We start from the raw sequence: 12,109 nt of genomic DNA, 5'->3' as shown, positions 1-12,109 counted from the left end.
ATTATTTATTTTTGGCTCGTTTGTTTTTATAAAAGGGCCAATGATGCAAATCGGAACGAGGTAACGTGATTGCTAGTTTGCCAAGTCCAGTTGTGACAAGTGGCAGGATGACATTAAAGATAATAACCGTGATGATGACGGTGAGCCCGATGAAGTCAAGCGAGTGAAGCAAACTAACGAAAAGGCCGAATGTAATGATAATGGTAGCAAACATCACGTAACTAACTGTTTTTGTAAATGCACTTGTCCCACCGGTCAACCATCCTAGTAAGTCCGGATTTTGTTTTCGGTAGGAAATGGCCAAAAAGGTTAATTCAAATATCCCAATTATGGAAAGGGGAACCAGCATGGAAACGGATGCCTGCCAGTTTAATTGACCGTCACTTGCGGCATAGTACATGATAAGTTGGGTAGCCTTCAGTGCTGCAAAGACACTCATCACGTATGTGACCAACCACCAAAATGGTTGGAGAATGGAACGACTAACGATGATGATGGAGGCGAAAACGATTAAGATGATCATCATTATTCCAATAATAAAGTCGTGGTCAAAGTTAGTTTGAACGTTGGCGTTTTCAATTGGTTGTCCGGTATAAGCGACCTCAGCGTTTTCCAGGCTGGTGTTTTGTAACTGGTTTCTAACCGTATTTTGCATGTTGTGAACGTTATTTAAGTTCGTGTTGCCGGTGGGCTCATTATTAAATTCTACTTCGAGCTTGGTTACTTTTTGGTTCTCGCTTGCAAAATTATACTTAGTTTGATAAAAATCGGTGTCATTAATCTGTTGCGGTGAGATGTAGAAGGTATTCCCAGCACTTGACTTCTTGACACCATTTAAGTAACCAGTGACGGGCGTTAACTTATCCTTACTTTCCTTTAAAGTTCGGTTAACGGACGCAATTTCACCACGAACTTTAGACGCTTGTTCGTTGTATTGCTGGACCGCTTCTTGCGCTTCCAGTCCAGAATTTTGGGCGTCAGAGATTTGGTTGCTTAACTGGGTCAAGCTTTGACTGGTGGTACTCAACTGATCAGACACTTGTGAGAGATTTTGGCGAAGTTTTTTGGACTTCTGGGCTTGATTAGATGACTGAGCCGTTTCAAGTGGAGTGAATGTGCTGAAATTGTTGGTGTCAGCTTGTTCACTCGTATCGCTAATCCGATCAAGTTGTCTAATCAGTGAATCGACTGATTTAGTTTGATTCTTAATGTTTTTCTGTTGAAGTGTCTTGTTTGCACCCTTAAGGGTTCTTTGTGAGCCCTTAAGGGAATTACTAATGTCATTAAGCGTTGAAGTGGTCTTATTCAATTGATCTCGTAAATAGTATTTATCAATTTCATCCCCACCTGGTTGAGTCACAGAGTACACCTGCGCAACGTTTTTTTGGGACTGAAGCTTCGTTGTAACCTGGTCAATGGCACTAATGGTGTTGTCATTATTAAAGGGTCGGTTATTTTTGATGTAAATAGTGACTGGAGTTGGTTTTCCCTTATTAAAGTGATTTTGAAGGATGTGTCTACCGACTTCAGCCTGATCATTAGCAATTAAATTGTTGTTAGTAAGGTAGGTTACATTAGGACGATAGAATAAAACTAGTGGGACCGTAATCACTAATGCAATTAGTAGTCCTAGGAGAGGTTTTAAAAACGAGACATGGGCAAGTTTACCCCAGAAGCCCTCGTTTGCGAGTTTTAAAGTCTTCTTCTTTGGCCAGAAAAAGGTTGGTCCAAGGAGTTGCATGAACATTGGGGTCACGGTCATCACGGCGAATAGAGTTATTAGTACGACAATTGCGACGCTACCAATGGCCCGAACCGAACTAAACTTGAGCAGGTAAAGTGATCCAAATGCTAATGACGTAATTATTGCGGTTGCCCCAAGTGGATATGTAAGACTTTTAGTGGCTGTTTTACTGGGGTCAACGCTTTCGTTTTTAAGTGCCAATTCAAAACGTCGATACAAAAAGAAACTAGCAAGGGTACCAAATAAAGTTACTACCAAGCCAGTTACTAAAGGAATGTATGGCGAATACGGGAGACTAAGTTGAGTTGACATTAAAGCTGTTGCACTTAATGAAACCAGGTAAGCGATGATCAGGGTGATAAAGGTAAAAACCGGTGCTAATAGTGATCTAAATGCAATGGCAATAAAGACTAAAGAAAGAATGAAAATTGCAATGGTCACAATGTTAGTGACGCTTAAAATCTTCTCATTGTTGTCTTGATTAATTAATTGCGGACCGGTGACGTACGTCTTCAGTCCATTATCAACGTTGAATTGCTTTTGAAGCGTGTTAGCAAAACTTGCACTTGTGGCATTGCTTTTTGGAACATGAATATTCACAATCTCGGTTGATTGATCGTTGGAGATAAACTTTGAGGCACCATTCGGGCTCGTGTGAGCGGTGGTGATCCGACTAATACCGTTGTCCCCGTTACTTTTCTGAATCTTACCAACCCGATTGTAAATGTCCTTTTGCTCAGAACTGGTAATTTTACCCTTGTTGGCGTGGTAAACGATGTTCATACTTGTGGTTCCATCTAAGCCTTCGCCCCATTGGTTCTGTAAGTTCTGTGCTTTATACATCTGGGACTTTGAGTTCATTTCCGGGTTGCCAGCCTGTATCACAACCTGACTCAGGTTGGGGAGACTGACAATTGCCATAAAAATGACAACTAGCCAAATAATTAAAGAGAAAATCCTATTTTCGTGTAACGTCCTTATAAAATGTTTCATCGAAGAAAATTCCTTTCATTTTATTTCACTACCCCCTCATGCTCATTTTATATTAAATTAGTTCTTAAAGAAATGGTTTGCGCGTAAAAACAGCAACACAATGATGATAAAAATGATCGTGATGATAATGGTTATAATCCACGCTGATGGTTTATCCATAAATGGAAGTTTTACGTTTTCACCATAGAACCCAAATACGATGTTTGGAACACTTAGAATTAACGAAAAAACGGTTAAAAACTTAATTGTGTTGTTCAAGTCACTATCAAGGAGGTTGGAATAAGCGCTTGCTACTTGCTGAGTCGCGGCGTTCGCCATCTCTGCCATCGAAAGTCCCTGTTGAAGTTCGATACTGATATCTTCAACGGCAGCTTTTTGATCCTCAGTGAGGTCCCTTGTAAAACGCCGCTTGAAGTCGTTAATCATATCGTTGTTTGATCCGAGTGACGTTAGGAAATATACTAAGTCGGTCTGTAGATTAAGCAGGTGGTTGATGGCACTTTTATTGGCCTTGCCACGTAAGTTACGTTGAATGTTAGTTCTGACACTGTTGATTTGGTTAATATAATCAAAGTATTGGACGGATAGTTGGTACAACGTTTTATTAATTACGTCAATTGGTTGCAATTCTGCGAGTTGTTTTGAACCGGCTTTTTTTATAATGGAAGAAATGAGTTCGTTAACGAAGTTAGTTTTATCGGCCGTGAACGTAAATAACATGTTGTCATGGGTTATGATTCCAATTGGTTCAGCAGAAACATCCCCGTTAAAACGAGTCGGTTCGGCCACATCAAAAATGAAAAGGAGGACTCCTTCTTCATCGTAATATTCAACCCGAGGTCGTTCGTGACGGTCAAGTGCATAATAGAGCATTTCGTTATTTAAATGGTATTCTGTTTTTAAAATTTCCTTATCAGCTGGACGGCAATCGATGGTTTTAATCCAGTTAATATTTTGGTTGATTTTTTCAATTTTAATCAATGCAAAACTACTCCCGTTACTATATTGTCAGATATCTTCATACTACACTAAATGGCTAAGTTAGTCGATTTTAGTGGGTGTTTCTTCTATTATAATGCGTAATTGGAAATGAGTAAGAAACTTTTTTAAGTAATCATAAATACTCAACAAAAAATAGTTGGCTAAGGTATAATAACCACATAGGGAGATGTTGTCCGTGAAACACAGTAAAAAGAAAAACGTGTGGATTGCAGTTGTGATTGGAGTAGTCGTCGTCTTACTACTTGTGTTCGCTGCATTTAAGATTAGACACATGTTGATTAACCATTCATATCAAGTTCGACAAGAGCAAATGAATAACGCAACCAAGAAACGTGATAAAGAGATCGAAACTCAGCACAAAGAGTTTATTCAAAAAATTGGTGACCCAGCCGTTAAGATTTACGAAAAAAAACAACAGGTTTTGCCAAGTATCGTGATCGGACAGGCCATTCTCGAATCGAATTGGGGGCAATCCGAACTCTATAAGAAAGCCAATAATCCGTTTGGAATCAAGGGAACGTACAATGGTCAGTCAATCTCGTACGATACGACCGAGTACGTTAATAACAAGAAAACGACCGAAGTGGGTCAGTTTAGAAAATATCCATCGGTTGCTGATGCCATCGAGGATCATAATGAGACTTTAAATACCAAGTTTTTAAAGAAAACGGGCATTACGAGCTTTAGGCAAGAAGCCAACTTGTTGCAAAAAAATGGCTACGCTACCGATCCCGATTACGCTAATAAGCTGATTGGTGTCATCGTGAACCATCAATTAATGAAATACGACGTTAAAGCAATTAACAATTACTAATTACAACTAACTAATGGAGGAGTCTTTGATTGTTCGACCTACTCGCTAAATTATATGGTCCTTTTTTTGATCTACATAACTGGGAAACCGTCATAACGTCTGGAAATGACTGGTTGATTATTTTCTCATTGGTAGTGATTGAATGTCTTTTATCCGTTGATAATGCAGTTGTCCTTGCGGCCCAGACTCAAGTTCTTCCTACTAAAAAGTGGCAGGAAGAATCTTTGTTTTACGGAATGTGGGGAGCATACATCTTTCGCTTTTTGATCATCGGAGTCGGAGTGTACCTAATTAGGTTCTGGATCATTAAGGTATTAGGTGCAGCTTATTTGTTTTATCTTGCGTTTAGTTTCTTCTATAATATGCACAAGAATAAGCACAAAAAGAGCCGAACTCATCAGGTCAAACCAAATAAGAAAAACCACACTCGCAAGTACTTTTGGTGGGTGGTAGTTCAGATTGAATTCATGGACATTATCTTTTCAATTGATTCGGTGCTAGCGTCGTTAGCCATTTCACCTAATCCAGTGATCGTCTTAATTGGTGGGATGATTGGGATTTTAGCGATGCGTGGGGTAGCTGAAGTCATAATGATGTTGATGAAAAAGATTCCTGAACTACAGCCGATGGCGTACTTTTTGATCATTATCATTGCATTGAAACTTTTCTTATCGATTCCAATGATTGACATTGAGATTCCAGCGGGATGGTTTGGAATCTTGGTAATTGTCACACTAGTGGCTACTTTAGTTATCCATGCGATTAACGTGAAGAGGGGGAAAGACTATGGCAGTGGATCTAAACCAGAATAATTTTGACTCAGAAATTACGGGACCAATGACCGTGGTTGACTTCTGGGCACCATGGTGTGGTCCATGTAAAATGATGGATCCGTTGATTTTAGAACTGGAACGTGAGTACAAAGGTCGAATCAAGTTTTTAAGGCTTAATGTCGATGATAATCAGGAGATTGCCAGAAAATACCGGGTCATGAGTATTCCAACACTAGTATTATTTCGTAACGGAAAGGGCGTTGAGAAGGTCACCGGAGTGTATCCTAAGAGTAAATTAGAGCACTATTTTAATCGAAAATTAGCTGAAAAATGATGAAATTAAGTAAAGTCTTATGCTTTTAATAACTTTTTTTATGGCAGAAGGCTTTTTCTTTTGCTAAAAATTGGTGTTGTGAAATGTTGATCAATCCTTGAAAACGGGCATTCTTACGAGTTTTGTTACATTGACGTTACAACGTGACAAAATAATCGGTTTTTTTAACATTGCTGTTTTTGCCATGTAAATAACAGTATTTAGAATGTGAAATTGTTGTTTGAGTATATTTCAGTTTTAAGAAAACGGAAGTAACAAAAATTTATAGGAGTGATTTATCATTTTATTAAAATCTAGAAACGTAAAGGTGCTTTTAGCATCTATTTTCACAGTAGCCGGTGTGTTAATGACTGCAGGCTTCAACGCCAACGCTGCCACTAACACTAATCAAGTTACCGTTAAGAGCGGTGACACAGTCTCAAAAATCGCAAAGCAACACAATACTAGCATCAGCAGCATTGTTAAGGCTAACCACCTTAAGAATGTCAACCTGATTCATGTCGGAGAAAAGTTAACATTACCTACTAACGCAAGCAACATGACTTACCAAAGTAACAATACTCAAACACAACCATCTGCTCAGGTAAGTAGCAATGCACAATACACTGCTGCACCACAGCAAAACGCACAAGCTGCTCAAACACAACAACAAGCAACAACTACAACCACTACTCAACCTGCTGCAGGCAGTAACAATAATGCAAGCAATGCCGGTGATAACTCTGGTTTAGCATCAATTGCACAAGTTGAATCTGGTAACTCATACAGTGCTCGAAATGGTCAGTACATTGGTAAATACCAATTGTCTTCATCATATCTAAATGGTGATTACTCTCCAGCTAACCAAGAACGTGTGGCTCGTCAATACGCAGTTTCACGTTACGGTTCAATCGCTGCCGCTGCTCAATTTCGAGCATCACATAACTACTGGTAAGATTTAATTTCAAGTTAACGATTACTCAAACGGAAAACAAGATGCAAAAGGGACGAAGAATAATTCTTCGCCCCTTTTTTGAATCCAAAAAATCCCAGTACCATATTTATGATACTGGGATTTATTTACTTAACCTTAGCTAAGAAGTAACGTTTCTTGCCGCGTCGTATGATGATAAACTTCCCGTCAAATTGAGCTTGGGGGTTAATTTCAGTATTGACGTCGGTAACCTTTGCACCATTGATGGTAATAGCGCCATTATTAACGTCTTCTCTAGCCTGCCGTTTGGATTTATCAACTCCAACTGCAATGATTAAATCGACTACGTTTACGGGATCAGAACTAATCGAAGACGTAGAGACACTGTTAAATGCCTGACTAACTTCCTTTACTGATAGGTCTTGAACGTTGCCTTTAAAAAGAATTTTTGAGATATTTTCGGCCTGCTTAACGGCGTCTTCACCGTGCACAAATTTCGTGACCTCACGTGCTAACGTTTTCTGTGCTTCTCTTTTCCAAGGCTCATCTTTAACTTTTTGGGCCAGTTCATCAATTTGATCCTTAGGCAAAAAGGTGAAGTATTTGAGGTATTTGATAACGTCAGCGTCGTTTTGGTTTAGCCAGAACTGGTAGAATTCATACGGTGAGGTCTTTTCTGGATCAAGCCAAACAGCACCACCAGCGGTCTTTCCAAACTTAGTTCCGTCTGATTTAAGCATTAATGGGATGGTTAATCCGTATACCTCGGCGTCTTGACCTTCAACGCGATGAATGAGGTCAATTCCGGCCGTGATGTTTCCCCATTGGTCTCCACCACCAATCTGAAGTTGAACGTCATGGTCACGATAAAGAGTGAGAAAGTCCAATGCTTGTAGGATTTGGTAGGTGAATTCTGTGAACGAAATGCCCTTTTCCAGGCGACTGGCCACCACTTCTTTTGATAACATGGTGTTGACGTTAAAGAGTTTTCCGTAGTCACGAAGAAAATCAAGCAGTGACACGTTAGACGTCCAGTCGTAGTTATTCACGATGTGAATGTTACTGTCACTGCCAAAGAGGTGCTTCATTTGCTTTGTTAAGGCGTTAACGTTGTGTTTGACCATCTGTTTGGTCTGAAGGGGACGTTCGGTGTTTCTCCCACTTGGATCACCGATGGAACCGGTGGCCCCGCCGATTAGGATGTAAGGGTGAAAACCAGCCCGTGAAAAACGTTCCATAATCATAAACGGAATTAGGTGACCAATGTGCATACTATCACCAGTTGGATCGACCCCACAGTATAGGGCAATCTTTTTCTCGTTGGTTAATTTTTCTAGTCCGTCTTCGTCGGTTGTTTGGTTAATGGCACCTCGCCATTTTAAATCTTCAATGATATTCATTGCTGTTTTCCTCCTGTTGTTGATAAATAAAAAGCGTCCTAGTAGTAATTGACTACTGGGACGCTTGTGCGCGGTACCACCCACGTTCAGATACAAAAGTACCTGCACTTATTTTGATGTGTAATTTTAGGTAGTTCATCTAATATCCTGTGTGGCTTGCACCAACCGCCACTTCTCTTATCACTTAAATATTAGACTACTTTTGATAAACTCATCGTATCATTACCTAGCCGAATTAACAATATGCAAATTATTCAAGGTAAATTTGACGTAACTGATGAATGTCGGCATTGGTCAATCCAATACCTTCATGGAGAAATTGGTTCATTCCGCCGTATAATTGATTGATTTCATCCATTGCGGCATTGAAAAAGTCTAATGAGACACTATAAAGGGATCTTAGACTCTTTAGGGCTGCATCATTATATCCTTCTTCTTTGGCTTGCTCTAATCGAGCATCAATCACTGGTTTTGCCACCTGATTGGTTAACAGGTAATCTTCTTCGATGGTTTTACGATCGACCCCTAGGGCAGAGAGGATCATGGTCGCAGACATTCCGGTTCGGTCTTTTCCAGCTGTACAGTGAAATAGGACGGACTCGTCATCTTGCCTGTTATCGAGTAGAACTTCAAATAATTTTTTAAAAGCCAAACGACAGTGTTTCGTTTTAATCATGCTTTTATAGACGTGTTCCATATGATCATGACCATAATTAGGGTGATTGCACAGGACTTTCTTCATTTCAGCTGGACTTTTCGAATTGTCAGTTGCGTCTTCTTTAAAGATCGGATCAAAAATGTAGTCGACGGCAGAAGTTTCCACTTGATCGGCCAGCATGTCGACTTCAGGTTGACTTCTGAGATCAACGTCAAAGCGAACCCCGTAATGCTCAAGGGTTTTTAGATCATTTTCACTGAGCTCACCTAAGTGTCCCGCACGTAGTAACTTGTGCCACTTAGTGGTTTTACCATCAACAGTTTGGTATCCACCTAACTCACGAAAATTTTCACCAGTTGGAATGGCTAGAACTCTTTTATTTTCCATGTTTTCCATGTAACCCACCTTTCAATGTCAGTGTAATATAATTATATCATGAAGCCCGTGTTCCACATGATTTTTTGAGATATGATTTTACAAATATTAGAAAATAGAATAAGCTTAGCGTATGAAGATTATTAAGGAGAGTATGAATTATGGCAATGACTGAAAGACAAATGATTCAAGAAATCTTAAACACGGTTGACGTTGGTTATGATTTTGAAAACGTTGATGAAGATAACAAGCAGTACACGTTATTGATTAAACGTCAGGATAATGATGTTCGTGATTTAAACGAGATTAATGCTGAAATCAAGGAATACTTTAAAGATGCTGATTTTTCTTATGACGAACAGGTTGAGCCAAAAGATATTGATGCTGACATTCGGGTTGAAGTTAAGCGTTAATTAATGATGCCATAAAAGAGAAAGTAGATTTTATTCTACTTTCTCTTTTATTTTCAAGTAGTGAGATGAATTGAATCGTGCTAATATGAGTATCAAAAATACGATGAAACGGAGATGAACCAGTTGTCTGACAATAAAGATTACGTCCTAGCGATTGATCAAGGATCGACTAGTACGAGAGCGATTATTTATGATCATAGTGGTAGAAAAGTCATTGAGAGTTACAAGGAAGTTCCTCAAATTATCAATAGTGACGGATGGGTTGAACAGGATCCAAACGAGATTTGGAACTCCGTGCTTTCTGCCATTGCGAGTGCCTTGATTGACGCCTCCATTCACCCCGAAAACATTGCCTCAGTGGGGATTACCAATCAGCGTGAGACCACGGTAGTGTGGGACAAAGTGACCGGCAAACCCATTTACAATGCCATTGGTTGGCTTTCAAAACAAACTAATTCAATTGCTGAAGACTTAAAAAACAGAGGGTACGAGGACCTAATTCATAAAAAAACGGGCCTAGTTATTGACTCGTATTTTTCTGCTACCAAGGTCAGGTGGATTTTAGACCACGTTAATGGTTCACAGAAGCGCGCTTCTGATGGTGAATTGTTATTTGGGACCATTGATACGTGGCTCGTCTGGAAATTGTCTGGTGGGAAATATCACATTACTGATTATACGAACGCCAGTCGAACGATGATGTTTAACATTAATGACTTAAAGTGGGACGACGAAATCTTGAAGATTTTAAACATTCCAAAGATCATGCTTCCGACCGTTCATGCTTCTGATGAAGTTTATGGAACGACCGAAAACTATCAATTTTATGGTGTTAGTGTCCCAATTGCTGGAATTGCTGGCGATCAGCAGGCGGCGTTGATCGGACAAATGGGCTTTTCAAAGGGAATGGTTGAAAACACCTATGGTGATGGTGCTTTCATCATGATGAATACTGGACACCAGCCACAGTACTCAGACGAGAACTTATTGACGACCATTGCGTATGGAATTAACGGAAAAATTACGTATGCACTTGAGGGTTCAATCTTCGTGGCTGGAAGTGCGTTGACGTGGCTTCGAGACCAAATGAAGATTATCACCAGTGTTCCTGAGTCCAGACAGGCGGCTAAACGATCGACCGACCACAATGAAATCTACGTTGTTCCTGCTTTTAATGGATTAGGGGCCCCATACTGGGACCAAAATGTCAGAGGAGCCGTTTTTGGGATTACCCGAGGAACTAACAGTGATGATTTTGTAAAGGCCACGCTTCAGTCAATTGCGTATGGAACTAAGGATATCGTTAACACAATGGAGTCCGATACCGATCTCGATATTCCACAGATTCGAGCTGATGGGGGAGCTAGTCGCAATAGTTACTTAATGCAGTTTCAGTCTGACATTTTGAATATTCCGGTTCAACGAGCCAGCGATGAAGAAACGACCGGATTTGGGGCTGCCATCTTGAGTGGACTAGCAACCGGGTTCTGGAAAGATTTAGATGAAGTTCAGTCCATTTACGAAGAGGGAAAGATTTTCACCCCTTCAATGAAAGCAGCTGAACGAGATAAATTGTATCAGGGATGGAAGCGAGCGGTTAAGGCCACGCAAGCTTTTAAACCCATTAATTAAGACTTGCTTTGGCAAGTTTTTAAATTTTTCTTAATGAAAACGTTTTCTTTTTATTTTTGACGTGTTATAATTAATTTCGTAAATAAGGGTTACAAAAGTATTTTGAAAAGAAGGTATGGGATATGAGTTTTGAAGCAATATTAATTGGATTAATTCCAGTGATTGGTTGGGGGCTATTTCCAACTATTTCATCAAAAATTGGTGGTAAACCAACGAACCAAATCTTTGGTGCCACAGTTGGTACATTGATTTTTGCGATTGTTGTCTTATTATTCACACAAGCTGGCTTCCCAATGGGCTGGAACTTAGTCTACGGAATCTTGTCTGGTATGGGTTGGGGCTTCGGTCAAATCATGGCCTTTAAAGGTTATTCTTTGATTGGTTCTTCAAGAGTTATGCCAATCACGACCGCATTTCAGTTGATTGTAACTGCTTTGTGGGGTGCATTTGCGTTAAGTAGTTGGCCTGGTATTGGTCACAAGATCATTGGAATCCTTGCTTTGATCGTTATCATTATCGGTGCCACTCTTACCACTTGGAGCCAAAACAAAGAAAACGTTAATAAAGGTGCGCTTGAAAAAGCCGTTATCTTACAGTTAATTGGTGTTATTGGTTACTGGTTATACTCAGCCGCTCCACAGGTTAATAACTTGACTTGGGCTAAGGGAATTTTGCCACAGTCCACTTCAGTAATGACCCCAATGGAAGCATTCTTGCCACAGGCAATGGGAATGGTCTTGATGGCTATTATCTACGGTTTGATGAACATGAAGAGTGAAAATGTGTTTGCTGAGGGTGTTTCATACAAACAGATTATTGCTGGTTTCTTCTTTGCAATTGCCGCATTCTCATACTTGATTGCTGCACAACCAAACATGTTAGGTCTTTCAACTGGATTCGTTCTATCACAGGTATCAGTAGTTGTTGCTACCTTGACCGGTGTTTACTTCTTACACCAGAAGAAGACTCCAAAGGAAATGGTTGCTACTTTGATCGGTTTAGCTTTGATCATCGTTGCTGCTGCCGTTACCGTTATGCTATAAAATCATTAATCTCAA

11 protein-coding genes are annotated in these 12,109 nt (G+C 39.9%); 7 read left to right on the top strand and 4 right to left on the bottom strand.

Going from position 1 to position 12,109, the window contains the following annotated elements:
• Position 1 precedes the first annotated feature (1 nt).
• Together AC6UC9_RS04475 and AC6UC9_RS04470 are read right to left on the bottom strand one after the other, a co-directional pair.
• Entirely contained in the window at positions 2-2,737 is a 2,736-nt protein-coding gene (locus AC6UC9_RS04475) for an MMPL family transporter (protein WP_500701259.1), read from the bottom strand.
• Positions 2,738-2,794: 57 nt separating this feature from the next.
• Positions 2,795-3,718, bottom strand: coding sequence for a magnesium transporter CorA family protein (locus AC6UC9_RS04470; protein ID WP_500694066.1), 924 nt, complete (start codon positions 3,716-3,718; stop codon positions 2,795-2,797).
• Positions 3,719-3,914: 196 nt separating this feature from the next.
• Between AC6UC9_RS04470 and AC6UC9_RS04465 the strand changes: the two genes are divergently transcribed.
• The 4 genes from AC6UC9_RS04465 (at position 3,915) to apf (ending at position 6,594) form a co-directional block, all read left to right on the top strand.
• Positions 3,915-4,553 carry a glycoside hydrolase family 73 protein gene (locus AC6UC9_RS04465; protein ID WP_500696966.1) on the top strand — a complete coding sequence of 213 codons (639 nt, stop codon included), beginning with the start codon at positions 3,915-3,917 and terminating at the stop codon, positions 4,551-4,553.
• Between the two features lie 29 nt (positions 4,554-4,582).
• Positions 4,583-5,365, top strand: coding sequence for a TerC family protein (locus AC6UC9_RS04460; RefSeq protein WP_500701258.1), 783 nt, complete (start codon positions 4,583-4,585; stop codon positions 5,363-5,365).
• Positions 5,340-5,660 carry a thioredoxin gene (trxA, locus tag AC6UC9_RS04455; RefSeq protein ID WP_500694063.1) on the top strand — a complete coding sequence of 107 codons (321 nt, stop codon included), beginning with the start codon at positions 5,340-5,342 and terminating at the stop codon, positions 5,658-5,660. Before AC6UC9_RS04460 ends, trxA begins: the two co-directional genes overlap by 26 nt.
• A 280-nt stretch (positions 5,661-5,940) precedes the next feature.
• Complete coding sequence (apf, locus tag AC6UC9_RS04450) at positions 5,941-6,594, top strand: aggregation-promoting factor (RefSeq protein WP_500701306.1); 654 nt, start codon at positions 5,941-5,943, stop codon at positions 6,592-6,594.
• A gap of 125 nt (positions 6,595-6,719) precedes the next feature.
• Here apf and tyrS read toward each other — a convergent pair whose 3' ends face one another.
• Both tyrS and AC6UC9_RS04440 read right to left on the bottom strand, forming a co-directional pair.
• A complete protein-coding gene (gene tyrS, locus AC6UC9_RS04445; RefSeq protein ID WP_500701257.1) occupies positions 6,720-7,973 on the bottom strand; it encodes a tyrosine--tRNA ligase in 1,254 nt (417 codons plus the stop codon).
• Positions 7,974-8,223: 250 nt separating this feature from the next.
• Entirely contained in the window at positions 8,224-9,027 is an 804-nt protein-coding gene (locus AC6UC9_RS04440; protein ID WP_500701256.1) for a tyrosine-protein phosphatase, read from the bottom strand.
• Between the two features lie 140 nt (positions 9,028-9,167).
• Between AC6UC9_RS04440 and AC6UC9_RS04435 the strand changes: the two genes are divergently transcribed.
• From AC6UC9_RS04435 to rbsU, 3 genes are all read left to right on the top strand, one after another.
• A complete protein-coding gene (locus AC6UC9_RS04435) occupies positions 9,168-9,419 on the top strand; it encodes a hypothetical protein (RefSeq protein ID WP_010022943.1) in 252 nt (83 codons plus the stop codon).
• 114 nt (positions 9,420-9,533) lie between these two features.
• Positions 9,534-11,051, top strand: a complete 1,518-nt coding sequence (gene glpK, locus AC6UC9_RS04430; RefSeq protein WP_500694059.1) for a glycerol kinase GlpK — start codon at positions 9,534-9,536, stop codon at positions 11,049-11,051.
• A gap of 122 nt (positions 11,052-11,173) precedes the next feature.
• A complete protein-coding gene (rbsU, locus tag AC6UC9_RS04425) occupies positions 11,174-12,094 on the top strand; it encodes a ribose/proton symporter RbsU (protein WP_500694058.1) in 921 nt (306 codons plus the stop codon).
• Positions 12,095-12,109 lie beyond the last annotated feature (15 nt).

The organism is Fructilactobacillus sp. X7R4C1 (assembly GCF_059901115.1).
Note: the sequence above shows the minus strand (reverse complement) of the source record. Positions and strands in the feature narration are given on the sequence as shown.

Excerpts from the sequence above, each read along its gene's own strand:
- AC6UC9_RS04475 (WP_500701259.1), bottom strand. The coding sequence starts at position 2,737 with ATGAAACATTTTATAAGGACGTTACACGAAAATAGGATTTTCTCTTTA.
- trxA (WP_500694063.1), top strand. The coding sequence starts at position 5,340 with ATGGCAGTGGATCTAAACCAGAATAATTTTGACTCAGAAATTACGGGA.
- tyrS (WP_500701257.1), bottom strand. The coding sequence starts at position 7,973 with ATGAATATCATTGAAGATTTAAAATGGCGAGGTGCCATTAACCAAACA.
- AC6UC9_RS04440 (WP_500701256.1), bottom strand. The coding sequence starts at position 9,027 with ATGGAAAACATGGAAAATAAAAGAGTTCTAGCCATTCCAACTGGTGAA.
- AC6UC9_RS04435 (WP_010022943.1), top strand. The coding sequence starts at position 9,168 with ATGGCAATGACTGAAAGACAAATGATTCAAGAAATCTTAAACACGGTT.
- glpK (WP_500694059.1), top strand. The coding sequence starts at position 9,534 with ATGAACCAGTTGTCTGACAATAAAGATTACGTCCTAGCGATTGATCAA.
- rbsU (WP_500694058.1), top strand. The coding sequence starts at position 11,174 with ATGAGTTTTGAAGCAATATTAATTGGATTAATTCCAGTGATTGGTTGG.